Origin of the sequence: Pedobacter sp. AJM, from assembly GCF_002197755.1 — a bacterium.
In the GTDB taxonomy this organism is placed as follows: Bacteria; Bacteroidota; Bacteroidia; order Sphingobacteriales; family Sphingobacteriaceae; genus Pedobacter.
This window is the reverse complement of record NZ_NHOT01000009.1, coordinates 67,426-89,286: the sequence shown is the minus strand read 5'-3', so window position 1 is coordinate 89,286 and position 21,861 is coordinate 67,426. Positions and strand designations below refer to the sequence as shown.

The window sequence follows — 21,861 nt, the reverse complement described above, 5'->3', positions numbered from 1 at the left end:
CAGGCTCTTTTAAAATGATGCTATAAATTATTTAGCGAGCACTGCTGTTTGAGGTGCATTAAAAAGAGCCTCTGATGCATAAGACTCTGATTTCATACAGGCAAAATTGTTCATTCTTACATTTTTCATATTGCTGGCAATAAGCGTGCTGTGTACTGCTGTACCATTTAATTTTACCACTGCCTCTTCTTTCACAACCATATAAAGACTTTTCGCTGTTGTTTTAATGTTAGCATTCGCACCCTGACTGATAAAGAGCTGAAGATTATTGACATCAAAGTTATTGCTCGTCGCTACTACAGATCCTCCGTAAGCCTCTATCCTTTCCAGATCTTTCAGTGTAAGTTTAATCACCACTTCATTGGTTTCTTCTGAATTAATAAACAAGGTTTTTCCGTTGGTTGATATAGAAGTTTTAGTTGCATCATAATTCTCTGTTTCAGTAACGCCTTGGGTTTTACCTTGTGTAAGCACAAGCTTAACATTTCCACTTACCCAGATGCGGTTAACGGTTGATAATTTAACATTCATTGTGGTTGATGAAACCGGTTCGGATGCACAGGCAGTTAATCCTGTTGAAGAGAGTACTGCTGCTGTAATTGCTACTGCGAATAATGTTTTGGCTAAAGTTTTCATATCTGTATGTTTTAGATTTTTTATTTTGTTTTTTGTTAATGAGACGTTGTCGCACCCAAAACGTTGCACAAAAAAACCTTGTATTATACCAGCGCAAGTAACTTCCAGACTAACGGCTCTTATTTCTCGACGAACCGGACGTAACCGCTCCGGCTTTAAGTAGGAATAACCTGTAAATAGGTATCTGAACCATCACCAGTAATAGTTCAATAATTAGTGTAAAATTAAAGATGTACTTCACTGAGAATCAAATAAGAATCCTACCTTACACTTTCCAAATATGTTATTATGATTAAACGTCTCTCATCCTTACTCCTTTTACTGGTTTTATTTATCGGTTGCAAAAAAAAGGATTTACCACCTGAGATTAAACTTTTTGATGATCAGTACAAAAATCTACAACTAAACAGCGGTTTTAAAAATAACAACTTTACCATCAACGGATCAGATTGGTCAGTTGAATATGTGAAAGATGCGCTTTCAGGAGAGGTGTTTCTGGATCAGGCCGGCAAACCCGCAATACTGAAATCGTTAGGTAGTGTATCATTACAAAATGGATGGCTGAAATTAGAAAGAAAGCAAGCAGGTGATCAGCTTATTTTGTCATTGGAGGAGAATTTAAGTACTCATCCAAGAAAATTTCTGATCGGAATTCTTTCTGATGGAAATCGGGGTCAACTCTCTTTTACCCAAAGCCGTGGTCAGGGTTACGCAATTGTGAATAAACAAATTACAGAGATTCCGGGAAGCAGAAAAGAATATACCACTAATGAGGGTTTATATCCGGTAACCGTTACCAACAATGACTGGGTAGCAAAATATGTAGATATTTCAGATATCTACAGAGAGGTGAAGCATATGTCTGAATTCACTAGTGATGATGACAACGCATTCAATTGGGTAAATACACAGGATACAACAGTTTTTATGCAGGACATTCTGATAGATAACAAAGTGTACTGGTCACAAAGTGTACCTTATAAAAAGGGGCAGTCATTAACGCCTTATGTAAAAACCGGAGGTGGCAAAATTGAAATGCTGGTTAAAGCAAATAGCAGTGTTAATGTCAAAGGAAAGATAACCTACCTGTCACGAGAAAGCGATTATTCCTTTACGATTAAAAATCTGACTTCAGGTAATACCTTTGATGTGTCAGGCAAATGGAAACAGAAAGTACCAATATCAACAAGCGTTGAAATATATTAACGATTGATTCGTGATGGATTTACTCATCTTTCTGAAGTGATCATACCGGAATTCGTTTACATTTCCTTCTTTATCATACCGCTTTAAATTAACTGCTTTGCTTTTTTTTAAATTCGCTTGGACTTATTCCATATTTACTTTTAAATAAAGTTGAAAAATAGGTTGGTGAAGAAATGCCTACTTTAAATGCAATTTCTGAAATCGAATAATCTTCATTTATTAAGAGGTAGCTTGCTTTTTTTAGCCTGCGGTTAAGAATATAATCGGTAATGCTACAGTTAAGTAAAGCCTTTACTTTTCTATAAAGCTGAATACGGGAAATGCCAATTGTCTTGGCCAGATCCTCCACGCTCAAGGCTTCATTACTGAGATGATGCTCCACAATTCCGGCAAAATCATTGAGGAATTTCCTATCCAGTATACTCAGCGTTGATTTCTTTTCGGTGTTGCCGCTGATATCACTGATATAATGTTCTTTCAATATCATACGGTTCATAAGCAGGTTCTGAATATTTGCCAGCAGATAATCAAAATGAAAAGGTTTGGTCATGTAAATATCGGCCATGCTATTTATGCCTTCAATCTGTTGTTCGGGGCTACCTTGCGCAGTAAGTAAAATAATGGGAATGTGCGATGTACGAAGGTCAGTCTTTAGCGTTTTTGCGATCTCCTTACCCGACATTCCGGGGATGACTACATCAGAAACAATTACATCAGGAATTTTCTCAAAAGCCTCATGCAGCCCCTGATTCCCAGTAGATGCAGTAAAAACCTCATAATTGGCTGCAAATTTTTCACGAAGATAATTTAACAAATCGATGTTATCCTCAATGATCAGGACAGCGTACTCTTTTATATGTTCCTGAATCAAATTTTGTGGCTTTTCCTCAACCGGTAGATCCTGCGTAATAAAAACTTTAACCTGTTCAGTTAAGGTGCTGCTACGGTCAGCTGCATATAGGGCTAAATGTTCTCCGATCACCGTTTTTCCATAAGGCAGCACAACCGTGAAAGTGCTTCCCTTCCATTTACTGCTTTGTACTTCAATAGTCCCCCCGTGTAAGTAAACGAGTTCACGTGTTAGAGAAAGTCCGAGGCCAGACCCTCTTGATTCATTGGTATTGGATTGATAAAACTGATCCCACACATGATGTACCTCCTCCTGAGTCATGCCACTACCATTATCCGTAACCTCTATAGAAAAATCATTTTCTCCACCTGATAATTTCACCTGTATCTTACCGTGACTTGGTGTAAATTTCAATGCATTACTTAACAGATTCAAAATCACCTTTTCCAGGATGTTAGTATCAAAATTGGCCACAATATCTTCTTGAGGTCCGGAAAGCTTTAAAGCAATATCTTTTTTTGATGCCCAGTAGCGAAAGCTTTCTACAATTTCATTTAAAAATGACTGGACCTTATTTCTGGTTGGATGTACCTGGAATTTTTGATGCCCGATTTTTCTGTAATCAATAAGTTCATTCACAAGCTTAAGGAGGCGATATGCATTCTTCTGGATCATGATAAGTTCCCTTTTTTCTCCGGCATTGATATTGCTATTTTTAAGCAGATCTTCTAATGGAGATAGTATCAGGGTAAGAGGGGTTCTGAACTCATGTGATATATTGGTAAAAAAATTCAGCTTATCTTCGGTTGCAGCTTCAATCTTTGCTGAAGCATCCAGCAGCTGATTGCGTTGGTCCAGTATCTCGGCATTTTTTTGTTCTAGGCTTTTGTTGATTTTCCTGTTCTCCAATAAGGAAAAGAATGCCAGTCCGCCAAATATCACGGCTAAAACAAGGGTAATGACAATAATGTTGAGCACCAACTTTTGACTATCATAAATCTGGAGCTGATCGGCCAACATCGTTTGCTGGCGTTCGATATCTTTTTGCTGACTCGATACCTTGGCCCATTGAAGTTTCATTAATTGCACCGATGTACTGTCTATCACTAAACTCTGCAGAATGTTTTCTTTTGAAAAGGGCTCTTTATTGAGAATTTTAAAAGCGATATTAATGGCTTCCTTTCCTCCTGTAGGATATAAAACACTGGCTGTAATTTTTTTATCACTTACCATCTGTAGTCCGCCGCCTGCACCGGGAAGGGCATCCACACCAATTACCTTGATGGGTTTACTTGATTTATGGTAGCGAAGAAATGCTCTTGCACTTGCGGCCATAACATCATTGTGAGCAAAGATGGCATCTGAGGCTAATATTTTTTCCTTGTTTTTACCCAGTTCCTGGTATGTACTGCCGGCGATCCAGTTGCCATAAAGCTGCGATTCCAGCTTTATTCCCGGGAAATTACGAAGTTCATCAGAGAATCCCTTGTCGCGTTCTATGGCTGGTGAAGATCCCGGCAGTCCAAGTATTTCAACCACCTTTCCCTTTCCATGTAACAGTTTATTGATGTATTGCCCGGCCATTTTTCCTACCTGATAGTTCTCTGCACCTACATAAGCGGTATATTGTGTGGAGGATGTTTTGCGATCCAGCACAATTACAGGTATTCCTTTATCATAAACCTGTTCAACAATAGCGGTTAAGGGAGAAGCCTCATTTGGAGATATAATTAAAAGATCAATACCATCACTGATCATTTCTTCCACTTGTAGAATTTGCTTCTTGCTGCTGTTGTTCGCATCCATATAAATGAAGTTGGTTCCCGAACGCAGGGAAAGTTCCATTTTCATTTCTTCGAGCATGGTCTTCCGCCATAAATCAGATCCTACACATTGGGAAAAACCGATAGTGAACTTTTTCGCTTCCTGTTTTTTGAAGCAGGAAGTGAGAAAAAACAGGCAAAAGATCAGGCTCGAAATGCAAATATTAAAACGTTGTATTGGATAAGTTTTAAAGAATATCTGGTTATTCATCTACTAAAGCTAGAGATTACTTTTCAATTTCGGAAACGCCGGATAAATCCCATCAGGCAGACATGTAACCATATTTAAAGAATTGTGTTCAAATATTGAAAGTATGGGGCATCCCGAAGCAATAAATTAAATTAATACACTGATTTACAAATAGTTGAGTTATTTAATTTTTTAGAGGTTTTTGAAAGATTTTTAATAGCAGGCTTTTCTCATTTGGTATAATTTGCAACCCTTAACCAATAATAAACTTTTATGAAAAAACACTCTGTCCTGGCATGGTCCATGGTTGTGGCCTTAGGCGGCTTTTTGTTTGGCTTTGATACAGCGGTGATTTCAGGTGCTGAAAAATCTATTCAGGAATTCTGGAACCTCTCTGCATTCGCCCACGGACTTACCATATCCATCGCACTTATAGGAACAGTAATCGGCTCATTGGTGGGATCACGTCCCTCTGATTATTTCGGCAGAAAAAACACACTTTATTTTGTAGCACTGGCTTATCTGCTATCATCTGTAGGTACTGCACTTGCAGATAATTGGTATATATTTTTGATCTTTCGCCTGCTTGGCGGACTTGGTGTGGGCATCTCCTCTGTAACCGCACCCATTTACATATCAGAAGTGTCACCCGCCCACAGACGGGGCACACTGGTTGGTCTTTTTCAGTTTAATGTGGTATTGGGAATACTGATTTCCTATCTTTCAAACTATTTATTAAGTCAGGGTGGTGATGCTTCCTGGCGATGGATGCTTGGCGTTCAGGCATTTCCATCAATCATTTTTTTAGTACTGATTATCTTTATCCCCGAAAGCCCGAGATGGCTTATACTAAAACGAGGTGCATACGATAAAGCACTGGAAATTCTGCGTATCATCAATCCACTAAACTGCAATGAAGAACTTGCCGCTATACAGAAGTCAGGTCAGGATATGCAACAAAATAAATCATCTGACGGACTTTTTTCAGGCAAGTACAAAACACCTGTTATCCTCGCCGTGCTTTTTGCATTCTTCAACCAGGTATCGGGAATAAATGCCATCATTTATTATGCGCCAAGAATTTTTGAAATGGCAGGACTTGGTGCACATTCTTCGCTTTTATCTACTGTGGGTATCGGAATGGTCAATTTCATCTTCACGCTACTGGCCATTAACATTATCGATAAAGTTGGTCGAAAAACCTTGATGCTGATTGGTTCTGTAGGTCTTATTGTATCTCTTGGACTTGTTGCATTTGCTTTTCTGGGCGGTTCATCCAGCGGTTTCGAAATCCCGATTTATGTCATGCTCTTCATTGCCTTCTTTGCTTTTTCTCAGGGCGCGGTGATTTGGGTATTCATTTCCGAAATCTTTCCCAATCAGGTCAGGGCAAAAGGACAAACCCTCGGCAGTTCTACCCATTGGGTAATGGCAGCACTAATTGCATTTTGCTTTCCCTACCTGGCAGAATCATTCGGAGGTGCAAATATATTTTTCTTTTTCTCTGCAATGATGGTCCTGCAGTTGGTGTTCGTTTGGAAAATGATGCCTGAAACAAAAGGCAAGTCACTCGAGCAGATCGGAGAAAATGTTGTTTTGATGCATTAATTGATATATGAATAATATGATAAATAATCCAAACTATAGTTCTACTCCAGCTACATGTTATGGAGAAATTCTGTGGGATGTACTGCCAGACGGTCCACAGCCTGGAGGGGCGCCGTTGAATGTTGCTTATCACCTCAATAAGCTTGGCATGGACTCAAGTCTGATCACCCGGATCGGGAACGATGAAAATGGACAGAAACTTGTTGAATTGATGGAAAACTGGGGAATAAACACAGGGCTTTTACAAGTTGATAAGCAATATGAAACCAGTCAGGTTCTGGCCAGAATGAACAATGGCAATGAAGTAAGTTATGAGATCGTGTTTCCGGTGGCCTGGGATTTTATTGATCAAAGTCAGCAACTGCTCCAGCACATCAAACCATCAACTTACTTTATTTTCGGAAGTTTAGCGTCCAGAAATGAAACCTCAAGGAATACCCTTTATCATCTTTTGGATAATGATGCCATTAAAGTATTTGATATTAATCTCCGTCCACCTTTTATCAATCAGGCGCAATTAGGTCATTTATTATCGAAAGCAGACATTGTCAAGTTTAATGAGGCGGAACTGGGTATTGTACAAATCATGTTCGGAGGTTCTTTGAAAGGGGAAGCGGATAAAGTACGGTTCATACAAGACCGGTTTAACATCCCAGAAGTTATTGTAACCAAAGGTGAGTTTGGTGCCTCATACTATAATTTAGACAAAACCTATAATGTTTGGGGAAATGAGGTAAAAGTAAAGGATACCATTGGCAGTGGTGATTCCTTTCTAGCGGCCTTTATTGCGGCCCACAACCGCCGGGATCAACCTTTGCAAATCCTGAAGAAAGCAATTGCGATGGGTGCATTTATCGCAACCAAGAAAGGCGGATGCCCTGAATACAATTTTGACGAATACCAGGCCTTTTATAACGAATTATTTACGACAAAACCTGACAGTAACAGTGCGCATACTGCTGCTTAGAGGTTAAAAAAACAAATAAACTATAACCGGCAAATGCTGATTATATAGAAAAAACTAACCATTATAAACCATATTTTATGAGAAAAGTAATACTTTGCTGTGTTCTCGTGTTTTGCTTTATGGCAAGTACATATGCACAAATCCGAAACATTACAGGTACGGTCACCGATAAATCCTCAAAACCTATTCCGGGGGCTTCCGTCTATAATGTAGAAACGGGTAAGTCCACCCAAACAGATGAAAAAGGGAAGTTTTTAATCCAGGCTGCAGCGGGGCAAACCCTCCGGTTTATTTACATGGGTGCCCAGACGGTCAGTTCAAAGGTTGGCCCTACCGCTGTAGTAGACGCGCAACTTGAAGTCTCTGCCACCAACCTGAATGATGTGGTGGTAACGGGCTACCAGACGGAAAGGAAAAAAGATCTGACAGGTGATGTGGCCATTGTAGATGTAGATGAACTTAAAAAGCAATCTGTAGCCAATCCAATGAAAGCATTGCAAGGCCAGGTAGCGGGCGTATACATCACAGGAAACGGAGCGCCCAGCGCTCCGGCAACCATTCGAATCAGGGGTATCGGAACTTTAAATAACAACGACCCTCTATACATTATTGATGGCGTACCCACTAAATCAGGCATGCATGAACTTAATCAGGCAGATATTGAATCCATGCAGATTCTTAAAGATGCTTCGTCTGCCAGTATCTATGGTGCCAGGGCAGGAAACGGTGTAATCGTTATCACGACTAAAAAAGGAAAAACAGGTAAGACACAGTTGAGTGGGAATGCGTATTCATCGCTTTCAACTTATGTCAATAAGTTAGAGATGCTGGATGCAGAAGGTTATGGTAAAATTTTGTGGCAGGCCTATGTCAACAAAAACCTCGATCCTAATTCTAATGGATTGCGTTATCAATTCGACTGGAAGGTTGATCCAAACACCAATCAGCCCGTATTGAATAAGGTACTTTTACCCGAATTTCTAAACTCGACACAAACCCTTCGCACTTCAAATACAGATTGGTTTAAAGAAGTATCTCAGCTTGGTATTATTCAGAACTATGATGCCCAGGTTTCAAGCGGAACTGAAAGCGGACACTACTTACTTTCACTCGGCTACTTTGACAACAAAGGTATTGTAAGAACGACCGGATTTAACCGTATTTCAGCGAGAATAAATTCAGACTATAAGTTATTCAATGGTGGATTGACGATAGGTCAGAACCTGAGCGTAACCAAAACAAAAGAAGTTGCTGCCGACATTATTAATTCTGCACTACAGGCATTGCCTATTATACCGGTTCATACCGTAGATGGCATAGGCTGGGGTGGTCCTGTTGATGGGATGAACGATCGCCAGAATCCTGTTCGGGTACTGGAAGATAATCAACAAAATGGCTATGATTATATGAGGTTATTTGGTAATTTCTTTGCAGATGTTAAAATCGCTAAGGGTTTGACATTCAAATCCAATTTCGGGATTGATTACGGTGACTATACCAGCAGGAACTGGCAAAAAAAATACCAGAGCGGTTACCTGGTTAATGATGTGAACAAAGTAATCAATACCCAGACACACAATGTGAAAACCACCTGGACCAATACCCTGAACTACAGCCTGGAGTCGGGCAATCACCGCCTGAATGCTTTTGCAGGAACAGAACACTTTGTGGAAAATAACAATACTTTTATGGCATCACGGGAAGGATTTGTTTTAGAAGATCCTGATTACCTTTATTTAGATGCGGGTACGGGCATAAAAGACAACAGCGGCAGTGGTGCAAAAAACGTACTGATGTCTTATATAGGCAGGGCGAATTATTCATTTATGGATCGCTACCTCCTATCTGCAACCATCAGAAGAGACGGCTCTTCCAGGTTTGGAGCGAACAATAAATATGGCTGGTTCCCTGCATTCTCAGGTGCCTGGAGAATTAGCGAAGAATCTTTTATAAAGAACAATACCTCCATTGTAGACGATTTGAAACTTCATGCAGGATGGGGAAAAACCGGTAACCAGGAAATTAACAATAACGCAATTTATAATATTTACCTGTCTAACTACAATATCACTTCTTATGATATTAATGGTAACAAAAGCGGCGTGCTTCCTTCAGGGTTTTATCTGTCTCAGAATGCCAATCCAAACCTGCGTTGGGAAGCAACAGAAATGAGCAATGTCGCCCTCGACTTTTCGCTCTGGAAACAAAAATTGTATGGTAGCATTGGCTATTACCTTAAAAACACCACCGGCATCTTATTGCTTCCTCCATATATTGGTGTGTTGGGAGAAGGCGGTAATACCTATGTAAACGGGGCATCCATGCAAAACCGTGGATTTGAATTATCCCTGGGGCACAAAAGCAGCTTAACGGATGATTTAAGCATCGATGTGAACGGTAATTTCGATATGGTTAGAAATAAGGTTACCTATTTGCCTCCGGCAGTTGTAAACGCCTACGGAGGTGATGGCCAGGGACAGAATATCCTGGGAAGAACTTTTGGATCATTCTTTGGTTATGTTGCCGATGGTCTTTTCAGAACGCAGGCTGAAGTAGATAATCATGCTGCACAGCCCAACAAGGGACTTGGGCGAATCCGCTATGTGGATTTAAACAATGATGGCGTTGTCAATGCAAATGACCGTACCTGGATCGGAAATCCTTTGCCAAAATATACTTATGGCTTTAATGCAAACATCAACTACAAAAATTTTGATTTCTCTTTTCTTCTGCAGGGCATAGGTGATGTTGCTATATTAAATGAGGCCAAATCATATACGGATTTCTGGAGCGCCATTGAGTCCTCCTCAAATAAAGGGGCAAGACTATTAAATGCCTGGTCACCTTCCAATCCGAACTCCGATATTCCGGCAGTGGCACTGACAGATGATAATTTCGAATCCCGTCTTTCAACCTATTTTATAGAAAATGGATCTTATCTGAAACTGAGAAATGCGCAAATTGGCTACACATTTAATAAGCAGCTAATCAGCAAGTTAAAAATGCAAAATCTTCGTGTGTACGTAGGAGGAGATAATTTAGCCATTTTAATGAAGTCAAAATCCTTCACCGGTCTGGATCCGGAAACTCCTGGGTTTGGCTACCCTAATCCACTGGTTGTCACCGCCGGAATTAATGTAAGATTTTAAATAATTGAAGATTTTATTATGAAAAAATATATAATCACCCTTGCTGTCTCGCTGATATTAGCCACAGGCTGCAAAAAAGCACTTGAAGTTGGACCCAAAGGTTCGCTTAACGAAAACCAGGTTGCCACTCCGGCACAAGCCGAGGGATTTGTAACCGCAGCCTATTCACAACTAGGAAACGATGAAATTAACAGGGCATTTAGCATGTACCAGTATGGAAATATCCGCGCTGATGATGCCTATAAAGGCGGTGGTGGCATCAATGATGGAGATGTTTTCCATAATATGGAGACTTTTATTGCCTCCAGACCGGATCAATGGAACTATGATGTCATCTGGTTTAACATCTATGTAGGCATCAGGCGTGCAAATGAAGGCATCAGGGTGCTGAGCAAATTTAGCGAAGCGGAATATCCATTGGTTAAAACCCGTTTAGCCGAACTTCGTTTCTTACGCGGATACTGGTACCTGATGGTAGAGAACCTGTTTAAAAATATCCCGTATATTGATGATACAGTACCTTCAGATGAATACAAAAATATAAAGAACAACGCACTAACCAGGGATCAGATTCTGGAGAAGATTGCCGGTGACTTCCAGGCGGCTGCTGAGGCACTACCTGCAACCCAACCACAGATCGGAAGAGCCAACAAATTTGCGGCTTACGCTTTTTTAGCGAAAACACGTTTGTTCCAGGCGTACACGCAGAATACAACACACGCTGTAACAGGAATCGACCAGAACAGGTTGCAGCAGGTTATTGATGCATCAGATCAGGTGTTGGCTTCATCCTATAAGCTACAGGCAGATTTTGCAAATAATTTCACGTCAGGAGCATTCGAGAATGGCATTGAAGCAATTATGTCTGTTCAGTTTTCCAGTAATGATGGCGCAGGACGAGGCCGGGTGAACTTCGGTGATATGCTTACGGTACCACAAGGTATCGGATGCTGCGATTTCCAAAAACCGTCACAAACGCTGATGAATGCTTTCAGAACAACAACCACCGGAATACCATTATTTGATACTTTCAACCAACAGAATGTCGATTTCGCTACAAACACAGTCGATCCACGAGTAGACCATACCATATCCAGACCCGGAGCGCCATGGAAATATGATCCGACAAGAGTGGTTACGGCAAGTTGGAGCAGGAATATTCCGCTGTACGGAACTTATAATTCGATGAAAGAAAACGTATCCCCTGATTGCGACTGTTTTATAAATGTTGCTCCGTTTTTCGGCAATACAAAAGCCAGAATTATGATCAGATTAGCTGATGTGATGTTATTTAAAGCAGAAGCGCTGATTGAACTGGGCAGGCAAAGTGAAGCTTTACCAATCATAAATGCGATAAGAGACCGGGCATCTAAAAGCACGGCAAAACTGGTGATGGCCAACGGACAGCCCACCTCCAGATACAACGTACAGCAATATGTTCCGGGAACAAATATAGTATGGGATCAGGTAAACGCCAGAAAAGCCCTGCGATTTGAACGCCGTTTAGAAATGGCACTGGAGGGAGAAAGGTTTTTTGATCTCATCCGATGGGGCGTAGCCGATCAGGTGATCAACTCCTTTTTTGATTCGGAAAAAAGCTTCAGAAGCATCTTTACGAGTGCGAGATTTACAAAAGGAAGGGACGAATACCTGCCAATTCCTCAGAACCAGATATTCTTTAGTGAAAACAACTATGTTCAAAATCCAGGTTACTAAACCGTTAAAATATTAGAAAATGAAATTAAAGCAAATATTGAAAGCATTTTTTGCTTTTGTAATGGCCTTAACCATCCTGGGCTGCAAAAAGGATAAGAACAATGATTTTAAACTTGACAGTCAGGTACAACTCATGTCTTATTCGATTAATGGTATTGCTGCTACTATCGACCAAAAAACAGGTGCGATAAGCGTTAATGTTCCTTTTGGCACAGATATTTCAAATTTGATGCCTAAGCTGGAAATGCCAGATGGCGCAACAAGCTCCATGAATTTCAATAAACCCATCAATTTTACCGGTGTCGTAGATTTCAGGGTAGTGAATGGAAATCTCTTCAAAGATTATTCAACAACGGTGAAAATTACGCCCCCACTCAAAAGCGTTTCCGTAGGCAGCTTAAAGGCATCAATTAATCACGATAACCGTACCGCAACGTTAATCCTTCCCGATGGAACAGATTTGTCTGGAATTAAACCAGTCATAGAATCAGATGTTGTGGTTAGCCCACTAAGTGGCACAGCACAGAATTTCAATCAACCCGTAACCTATACGTTCACTAAAGGCAATTTTACAACAAGTTACCAGGTCACCTTTATCAGCAATTCGGTAAGTGAATATGCATTTTTAGGCACGGCAAGTTCAAGATCGGCAATAACGAACCCTGACGAAAAAGCAGCAAGTGACTGGTTTTTCTCCACCTACCCTACTGCAGACTATATTTCATTTGGTGCTTTAGAAACCGGAAAACGCCTTTCTAACTATAAGGTAATCTGGTGGCACTTCGATTCTGCACAGGACCTCCCAACGCAGGCTACCAGTACGGCCAGTTTAACGGCCCTGAAAGCTTACCGGAATGGAGGTGGAAGTTTGCTGTTAACCTCTTTTGCCGGCAAGTATGTTGAAGCATTAGATGTAGTGCCAGCCGGTAAAGGGCCAAATAATGTTTTTGGCGACTTTCTCCCGAATGGATTTATCGAAAATGGCAGCGATTGGGGTATCTCTTTCAAAGGCAAGGAATCTCATCCCCTGTTTCAGGGTTTAGAAACCTATGAAACCGGTAAGGCCAACCTTCTGCAAAAGGGAACTTTCAGGCTTAACCACACAGCCTGGTGGTTTCTTCCGGAATGGGGAGGCTACATGAACGGTGCAGGATGGCGTCAGCAGACTGGTGGCATAAACCTGGCATCTGAAGCATGGGATGATAACCTTGACGGCCGCGTTGGCATTGCTGAATGGCCTCAAACAAATGGCCTAGGAAATGTAGTGGTTATCACTTTTGGTGCCTACGACTGGTATTCCGAACCTCAAAATGGTGCACCTACAAGTAATAGATTCATCACGAATATTCGCAGGCTGACTAAAAATGCGATCGACTATCTAAAAAAATAATTCACAATTAAATAGTGAAATAACATGGCATTGAAAAGAATATTATTAGCAGGAATGGCGATTTCGCTTTTCCTGTCTTGCACCAAAGAAAAAACCTACGCCCCGGCGGAACCTTTTAGCGAAGAGAAATTTAACATTTTCCCGAAACCACAGATAAGCCCGAACTCTACTACAGGACAGGCCACGGGTTGGGTTGGAGATGTGATGCCCAGCTATGTGAACGGGCAGTTCGAACTGTTTTTTCTGCATGATGATCCGGATCAGGTGAAGCAAAGCAGCACTGGTCAGCATGCGATCCATAAGCTGAGCTCTAAAAACCTGCTCGATTTCAACTATGATGGCGAGATGATTCCATATGGCAATAAATCTACACAAGATCACCTCATTGGCACAGGGTCTATGGTAAAGGCTGGAAATACCAATTACTTTTACTATACAGGTTATAATGCAAATAACAGCTGGTTGCAGAATAACAACAGCGCATTGGTTTCAGCCAATACCCGCGAAGCGATTATGTATGCCACCAGCAGCACAACCACCGGTTGGACAAAGAAGGCTGGTTTTGCGCTAAAAGCACCAGACGGTTATGCAACAACAGACTTTAGAGATCCTTATGTATTCTACAATACTGAATTTTCTACCTACTGGATGATGGTGAGTGCTCAAAAAGACAACAAAGGTGTAATTCTCGTTTACACCAGTGCCGATCCGGCAAGTGATAACTGGCAGTTAAGGGGGCCTCTTTCGGTTGAAGGTGATTACCTGATGCTCGAATGTGCGGATGTTTTTAAAATTGATGACAAATATTTTATGCTTTTTGCAGAAGATTGGAGCACAAGTCCGGGAACCCATTATAGGGTAGCATCGTCTTCAGCGGGGCCATGGTTGAAGCCAACAGATGGCATGGATATGTTCGACGGGCATCAGTTTTATGCCGGTAAAACAGCAAGTAATGGTACTGAACGTTATGCCTTCGGCTGGGCACACCGCCGCAGTCCGGAAAACGATAATGGTGTTCGCACCTGGGGAGGAAACCTTATCAGCCAGCAAATTACTAAGCTGGGTAACGATAAGCTTGCGGTGAAAGCCCCAAGTAGCGTAAAAAGTTATTTCAGTAAAGATGCTGACGCTACCGTGAGCGCTCAGATCGGCACCGTTAGCGGATCGGCCGGCAACTACACCCTAACCGGAACCTCTTCAGCTTCAGGATACAGGTTTGCAGCGCTTAACGGAACAACTATGGTTAAAGGAAAACTATCTTTAAGCAATCTTAGCGGAACGGCTTCCTTAAACTTTAATGCAAAAACTGATCTTAGCGGATCTTACCAGATCAGGTTCGAACCGGCATCAAAACGTATTGCCGCCTATAACAATGGCCAGGAAGTTACCCGTGTTCCGTTTGTTTTCGAACAGGGAAAAACATACGACTTTAGTGTTATCGTGGATGGATCGATCATCGTACTCTATCTTAATGACCAGGTTGCACTAACCAACAGAAGTTATGGTGCAAAAGGAACGTCATGGTCGCTAACTGCTACTGGATTAGAGTTAAAAGTGACTAGTTTGAAAGTATCAACCCATTAATCCTCAAGATGATGAGCAATAAATCTGGATATGGTTTTGATTTTCGGTATGTACTTGGACTGTTTTTATTGTTGAGCGGCTATGTAAATGGCCAGGAAATCGATAGAAAAGCACAGGAATACCGGCCTATGTATCATTTTAGTCCTGCAAAAGGATGGATGGGCGACCCGGATGGACTTGTTCATTACAATAATACCTACCATCTTTTTTGGTGGGGCCATGCGGTTTCGAAGGATCTGGTTCACTGGCAGGAAATGCCCAGACCTATGAAAGAAGGAATGGGATTTTCTTACTTCAGCGGATCGGTGGTTGTAGACAAAATGAACACCAGTGGATTTGGAAAGAATAGCATGATCGCTTTTTACACCAAACACCTTCCCGGTGATTCACTTCCTGAAACACAAGCCATTTCCATCAGTAATAATGAGGGGCAAAGTTTTGACTATTACCAAAAGAATCCGATTCTGGATATCAATAAAGTGTTTTTCAGGGATCCACAGGTTTTCTGGTATGAACAGGACAAAAGCTGGAAGATGGTCGTTTCCCGGCCTGACGTGCAGCAGGTTCATATTTATCAGTCATCAGATCTCAAAAACTGGGCATTTTGCAGCAGCTTTGAAGGCTTGGGTGCCAAAAATTCATTTTGGGAATGTCCTGATCTTTTCGAACTTCCGATTGAAGGATCTAATGAGAAGAAATGGGTGCTCATTATTGGAAGAGGTCCGAACCGGGTACAGTATTTTGTGGGCAATTTTAATGGGAAGACTTTTGTAACGGATAAAAAAATTGCAGAATACCTTAGTGTTGGACAAGGTATTAAAGGATCTGTTTTTGAGGATTTTGAGGGCAAAAATTTAAAATGGCCGAAGTTTGCGGAAGAGCATGAAAACAAAGTATCTGGTGTGACTGATTATCTAGGTAAGCATTACCTGAGTACCGAAAATGCTTCTGCAACAGTTTTTCGGTCAAAATCCCAGCCTTTCACCATCAGCACAAAAGCCATTAATTTTTTGCTGATTGGTGGAAATCACCAGGATAGTACCTGTATAAACCTTTTGGTAGATGGCAAGGTAGTAAAGACAACTCATGGTGATAATACCAAGGTATTTAAATGGAATGGATGGGATGTACGATCCTGGATGGGTAAAAAAGCACAACTAGAGCTTGTAGATTTGAGCAAAGATACGACTACCGGATTCATCGCTATTGATCATATCGTGTTCTCAGATCAGTTGAGCAATCAACACCTTGAACATGCTTTGTGGCTGGATTACGGACCTGATTATTATGCGATCAGAACCTGGAGGGATTATGACATCAAAAACGGACTGACCGACACCGTTCATGCCATCGGCTGGATGGGAAACTGGGACTATGCACGCAAGGCACCGTCAAAATGGGGAAAGGGATTTCAATCTATTCCCAGGGTGATGACTTTGAGAGAGATGCCATCCGGATGGAGGGTTTTTCAGCAGCCGATACCGCAGCTCCCCCAACTTCGCGACAGCGGTATTCACCAACAGTTACAGCTAAAAGGTCTCCAATCTTTAAAAAACTTTAAGCCCGACGTAAATTCTTATGAACTTGATGCCACATTTACCCCCGGAACCGCTAAGGCTTTTGGATTGAACCTATTCGTTGGTGAAGGCAGAAAATTAGCACTCAGGTACGATCCGCAGCTTGGTGAACTTACCTTAGACCGGCGCAACTGTACCAACTTCAATACAGATACCGCTTTTACAAAATCATTTGCAAAAAAGTATGCTGTACCCTTAGCTTTGGATAAAGGCAGCCTTCGTTTACATATCTTTGTCGATCGATCCTCAATTGAAATATTCGCAAATGACGGAGAAAATGTGGTAAGTGCCACAACTTTTGCTGCTGACGCTCAAACCGGTCTGGAGACTTTTTCCGAGGGTGGAAATACAACATTAAATATCCAGGCATGGAAACTCAAAAGCATATGGTAAGCACTAATCATTTTAATTATATTTTAAACTTATAAAAATGGCAATAAAAAGAAATTTATACTTTGGTTTACTCGTTGCATCTTTTTTTTATGGATGTACGTCAACGAGAATGGTGCATCAAAAAAGCGCAGATATGGAACCCTATCGCCCGAAATACCACTTTACACCTAAAGCCCATTGGATGAACGATCCAAATGGAATGGTCTATTTAAATGGAAAATATCATTTGTTTTTTCAGTATAATCCCGATTCTACCGTTTGGGGCCCTATGCACTGGGCCCATGCAATAAGCAAGGATATGATTCATTGGGAAGAGCAGCCCATCGCCTTGTATCCGGATAGCCTTGGAACCATATTCTCTGGAAGTGCGGTCATCGATAAAGATAATACGGCGGGTTTTGGGAAAAACGCCATGGTAGCGATATTTACGCACCACAACAAGAAAATTGAAGATCAGAAGACAGGACTTCACCAATATCAAAGTCTCGCTTATAGTCTTGATGAAGGTAAAACCTGGACGAAGTACACTGGAAATCCTGTTCTTCCTAATCCGGGCATCTGGGATTTTAGGGATCCAAAGGTAATGTGGCATGCGGCTACCGGAAAATGGATCATGACATTGGCCACCAAAGACCGGATCACATTTTATTCTTCTCCTGATTTAAAGAAATGGAGCAAGGAAAGCGAGTTTGGCGAAAAGCTGGGTGCACACGGCGGTGTTTGGGAATGTCCTGACTTATTCCCACTCGAACTTGATGGTAAAACACATTGGGTACTCCTGGTGAGCATCAACCCGGGCGGGCCAAATGGTGGTTCAGCCACACAGTATTTTACGGGTGATTTTGACGGAAAAACTTTTAAACCTGATGCTGAAAAGCAAAAATGGATGGACTATGGCACGGACAATTATGCGGGTGTCACGTTCTCCAATACAGGGGCAAGAAAAGTGCTGATGGGATGGATGAACAATTGGAATTACGCCAATGTGGTACCAACTACGGCCTGGCGTGGCGCTACCACCCTACCCCGCGATTTGACCCTTAAAAAAGTTAATGGAGAGGTATATCTTGCTTCAAATCCTGTTACTGAATTGTCGAAACTGGAAAAGGTGGTATTTGAACGCAAAGGATTGACTGGAATTAATTCATTAGATCTTTCTACGGGATTAACTGAAGGAAAAGGCACCAGGATTGAGCTGCAGATTAATAGTCCTGGTGACTTCAGCATTGAACTTGGAGACGGAAAAAATCAGAAGCTAATTATCGGTTTCGAACAGAACAAAGGTTATTTTATCGACCGCAGTAATGCAGGTAATGGTGCATTTGAAAAAAGTTTTGCTGAAAAACATTTTTCACCGCGGATTTCAGCTGCAGATCATAAAAAAATAATCGTCTTTATTGATGCCACATCTGTAGAACTATTTGCAGATGATGGACTTACGGCGATGACTGAAGTATTTTTTCCAATCCAGAAAAACAGCTCACTGGAAATAAAAAGTCCACAGAAAATTGATGTTCCAGTGGTAAAAGTATCTACAATTGAACGCGTTAATTAAGCCCTGTGCTACGAAAAAAGCTTTAACATGATTATTAATTTTTATTAAGACTCGTCACGTTGAGCCTGTCGAAGAACTTTTTCATAAGTCCTTCGACAGGTTAGCATTGATAGGCTCCAAAGGAAGGACGAAGCAATCTATCATGCTGGCAATCCTTACTGTAAAGATTGCTAGCATAAAATGAATGCTTAAAAGCCAAAACTTAAACAAATCCAGGTCACTGTCGGCTTATTTTAAATTCTCACCGTCTTTAAAATGCAGTCTTCGAAAGATAAAACCAGATAAAATTGTCAAAATGCCTACTACCAGGAAAGTATACCTGAACGCATAATGGATGTCATCATGTATCAGTTTTACATCCCCCCTGAATGCCTTCAGCACGATCAGTCCAAAGGCAACACCAAATCCAATAGCCAGCTGCTGATTCACTGAAATCAAAGAATTGCCACTGCTGGTATGATATTCACGCAAATCTGCAATCGAAATGGTGTTCATCGCGGTGAACTGTATGGAGTTGAAAAATCCCAATACGGCAATAATGGGTACATAATAATAGATGGACGCTCCAGTTGCGGGTATAGCCATAAAGCAGATCAAAACACCAATGATAAAGGTATTCGCCATCAATGTGGTTCTGTAACCAAATTTATTCAGAATTTTTATTACTGTTGATTTTGCAATAATTGCCGTTAATGCCATTGGAGCCACAATCCAGCCAGAGATTACAGCAGACTGGCCATAGGCAATCTGGATCATCATGGGCAATAGAAGCGGTATAGAACTGATGCCCAGCCTGGTCGCCAGATTGCCCAGTATCCCTACCCTGAATGTTCTAACCTTAAACAGGTTGATAGGGAAAATAGGATTGTTATCTGTTGTAGCATGCCGATAGTAGAAATACAACATCACCATACCAAATAACAGAATGGCAAGGGCGGGTGTAATATAATGTGCGTTTCCAAATAATTCAAGAGAGATGGAAAGCAATAATGAAGCTGCGGCAAAAATGAGAAAGCCCCTTAAATCAAAATCAATTACAGGGGAGCGATAGTCTGGCATATACCGTAAGCTCAGAAAAATGCCCGCCAGGCCCATGGGAATGTTGATCAGAAAAATCCAGTGCCAAGAGAGATAATCTACCATGTAACCCCCAACCAGGGGGCCCAATACCGGCCCGATGAGGGCAGGGATGATCGCGAAATTGATAGCTTTCAATAAATCTTTTTTTGGAAAGGTCTTTACCAAAGCCAGTTTTCCAACCGGCGTCATCAGACTTCCACCTACCCCCTGTATCATTCTGGAAATGACCAATTGTGTCAGACTGCCGGAGAGCGAGCAAAAAAGCGATCCCACACTAAAGAGTGTGAGGGCAAAAATAAATATCTTTTTGGTACCGAATTTATCTGAGAGAAAACCACTAACCGGCATAAAAACAGCTAGCGTAAGTACATAACCAATGATTGCATTTTGCATATTGAGCGGAGATTCATTCAGATCTTTCGCAATGGACGGAAGAGAGGTATTCAGGATTGTTGAATCAAGCATCTGCATAAAAATTGCAGTGGCCAATATCATGGGCAAGACCTTTTTGGTAGTTTCTATTTCTTTAATAGATAAATTCTGAATCATAGTTAACTTTTTATCCGGCTAAGCCACTTCTCTCCTTAATTGAGTACGCTTTTGATCAAGCTTCCCGCTAATCGCTTTATGGCAAAATAAACACAAAAATATCTGTCATGAAAGTAACAGCAATAAAATGACAGTTAAGGGAAATTCATGGCAAAACATAAGTATGCTAACTTTTAGCAATTGGCTAAAATATGGTTATCTAAGATAATTTATTCAGAAAGCGGCAAAAAATCTGTTAAAGATGCTATTTTGCATTAAAGGAAATCATCCACCTGGATAAAGATAAATACATACTTACATTTAATTCATAAAGAAAAACCCTCATATACCATTCGGCATATGAGGGTTTAATAAAGTATGGTTCAGCCATATTGGGCTGCCTAACTTTACCTCGATATCTCTATCATGGTTGAAAGTTGTCTGACGGCTACCTCATTTGGCCAAAGCAATCCAAGTTCCTTAAAGCGTATTTTACCATTGCCATCAATAATAAACTTTGCGGGGATTCCCGATACGTCAAATGACGATACTGCAGGATTCTTTTTTGTAACGGGATCTTTAGTATCCATATACAAAGGCAAATCCAGGTTATGGGTCAATAAATAGTTTACCGCATCATATTTTGGGTCTGAAACCGTTTCCCAGGTGTGTATAAACAAAAACTTTACCGTTGGGTCGTTTTTATATTTGTTAACCATCATTTGCATCGCCGGAAGTGATTTTTTACAAGGTCCGCACCAGGTTGCCCAAAAATCAAGCACAATGGTCTTTCCCTTAAAGTCTGATAAGGATACTTCTTTACCATTTATATCTTTGACTTTAAATTCAGGTGCCTGCTCTCCTATCATTTTGGCTGCTATTTCTGCCTTATATTTGTCGTCAAACTGCTTGGTTAAAGCAGCCAGGTAAACATTTGAATCTTTTCCCGGATGAATGTTCTCATAAGCATTTTTCAGTTCATTTTTATAATCATCATTAGCCAAGCCTGACAAAACTGCTTTTTCCAGCTCCGGAAGTGCTTCCTGGTACCGGCCTGTTTTGCTCATCAAATAATAATATTGTGCGGTCAAGCCTGCACTTTTCCTGGTCGCCTGCTCATAGCACTCCTTAATGGCGGCAAAAGCTTTGGCGTGATTGCCCATTTTATCCATTACCTGACTATACAGCTGTAATAGGTACAACCGCTCCTCTTTCGCATTTTTTGGGTTATTCAATTCTTGTCCAAGCAATGTTTCAGCAGCTTTCAGATCGTAAGCCATTATCCCTGTTGCAACGTTTTCCACATACATGATCCGTGCGGTTTGTTGAATCTGGTTGAAATAATGTAAAGCCTTAGCTGAGTTTTTTGCAATCACAAAGTTATCAACCAATATAGCCCTGGATGGGTCAAAATTATCTTTCGGATGGGCCTTGACCAGGCGATTAAGAATGGCCTCTTTTTTTGAAAGATCGATGAAGATCTTCAAAGAATCAAGACTTGCCTTATAAGCCGGTTGCGCCTGCTGGGTAAATGCAGACTTTCCTATAGCCAGAATTGCTAGGAGCAGGACTATTTTTTTCATAATGTATATGTTAAATAATTATTTAA

At 41.1% G+C, this 21,861-nt stretch carries 13 protein-coding genes; 9 read left to right on the top strand and 4 right to left on the bottom strand.

Annotated elements, in window-relative coordinates; translation table 11 throughout:
* Window positions 1-27: 27 nt before the first annotated feature.
* Complete coding sequence (locus CBW18_RS16065) at window positions 28-636, bottom strand: GIN domain-containing protein (protein WP_088302338.1); 609 nt, start codon at window positions 634-636, stop codon at window positions 28-30.
* Between the two features lie 288 nt (window positions 637-924).
* Here CBW18_RS16065 and CBW18_RS16060 point away from each other — a divergent pair, with 288 nt between their 5' ends.
* The gene (locus CBW18_RS16060; protein ID WP_088302337.1) at window positions 925-1,842 is read left to right on the top strand and encodes a hypothetical protein; all 918 of its coding nucleotides are present in this window, start codon (window positions 925-927) and stop codon (window positions 1,840-1,842) included.
* Window positions 1,843-1,930: 88 nt separating this feature from the next.
* Here CBW18_RS16060 and CBW18_RS16055 read toward each other — a convergent pair whose 3' ends face one another.
* Window positions 1,931-4,726, bottom strand: coding sequence for a substrate-binding domain-containing protein (locus CBW18_RS16055; protein WP_088302336.1), 2,796 nt, complete (start codon window positions 4,724-4,726; stop codon window positions 1,931-1,933).
* Window positions 4,727-4,978: 252 nt separating this feature from the next.
* Here CBW18_RS16055 and CBW18_RS16050 point away from each other — a divergent pair, with 252 nt between their 5' ends.
* The 8 genes from CBW18_RS16050 to CBW18_RS16015 all read left to right on the top strand — a co-directional run bounded on the left by CBW18_RS16050 (window position 4,979) and on the right by CBW18_RS16015 (window position 18,644).
* A complete protein-coding gene (locus tag CBW18_RS16050; RefSeq protein WP_088302335.1) occupies window positions 4,979-6,313 on the top strand; it encodes a sugar porter family MFS transporter in 1,335 nt (444 codons plus the stop codon).
* A 7-nt stretch (window positions 6,314-6,320) separates the two neighbouring features.
* Window positions 6,321-7,280 (top strand): carbohydrate kinase, encoded by a 960-nt coding sequence (locus tag CBW18_RS16045; protein WP_088302334.1) that lies wholly within the window; start codon window positions 6,321-6,323, stop codon window positions 7,278-7,280.
* A 77-nt stretch (window positions 7,281-7,357) separates the two neighbouring features.
* Entirely contained in the window at window positions 7,358-10,429 is a 3,072-nt protein-coding gene (locus tag CBW18_RS16040; protein ID WP_088302333.1) for a TonB-dependent receptor, read from the top strand.
* 18 nt (window positions 10,430-10,447) lie between these two features.
* Window positions 10,448-12,145, top strand: coding sequence for a RagB/SusD family nutrient uptake outer membrane protein (locus CBW18_RS16035; RefSeq protein ID WP_088302332.1), 1,698 nt, complete (start codon window positions 10,448-10,450; stop codon window positions 12,143-12,145).
* Between the two features lie 19 nt (window positions 12,146-12,164).
* A complete protein-coding gene (locus tag CBW18_RS16030; RefSeq protein ID WP_088302331.1) occupies window positions 12,165-13,535 on the top strand; it encodes a DUF4960 domain-containing protein in 1,371 nt (456 codons plus the stop codon).
* Window positions 13,536-13,559: 24 nt separating this feature from the next.
* A complete protein-coding gene (locus tag CBW18_RS16025) occupies window positions 13,560-15,119 on the top strand; it encodes a glycoside hydrolase family 32 protein (protein WP_088302330.1) in 1,560 nt (519 codons plus the stop codon).
* Between the two features lie 8 nt (window positions 15,120-15,127).
* Window positions 15,128-17,089, top strand: a complete 1,962-nt coding sequence (locus tag CBW18_RS16020; protein ID WP_088302329.1) for a glycoside hydrolase family 32 protein — start codon at window positions 15,128-15,130, stop codon at window positions 17,087-17,089.
* A gap of 37 nt (window positions 17,090-17,126) precedes the next feature.
* The gene (locus CBW18_RS16015) at window positions 17,127-18,644 is read left to right on the top strand and encodes a glycoside hydrolase family 32 protein (protein ID WP_216359255.1); all 1,518 of its coding nucleotides are present in this window, start codon (window positions 17,127-17,129) and stop codon (window positions 18,642-18,644) included.
* 228 nt (window positions 18,645-18,872) lie between these two features.
* On the opposite strand, the gene CBW18_RS16010 is transcribed toward CBW18_RS16015, so the two are convergent.
* Together CBW18_RS16010 and CBW18_RS16005 are read right to left on the bottom strand one after the other, a co-directional pair.
* Window positions 18,873-20,273, bottom strand: a complete 1,401-nt coding sequence (locus tag CBW18_RS16010) for an MFS transporter (RefSeq protein ID WP_088302328.1) — start codon at window positions 20,271-20,273, stop codon at window positions 18,873-18,875.
* A gap of 386 nt (window positions 20,274-20,659) precedes the next feature.
* A complete protein-coding gene (locus CBW18_RS16005) occupies window positions 20,660-21,835 on the bottom strand; it encodes a TlpA disulfide reductase family protein (protein ID WP_088302327.1) in 1,176 nt (391 codons plus the stop codon).
* Window positions 21,836-21,861 lie beyond the last annotated feature (26 nt).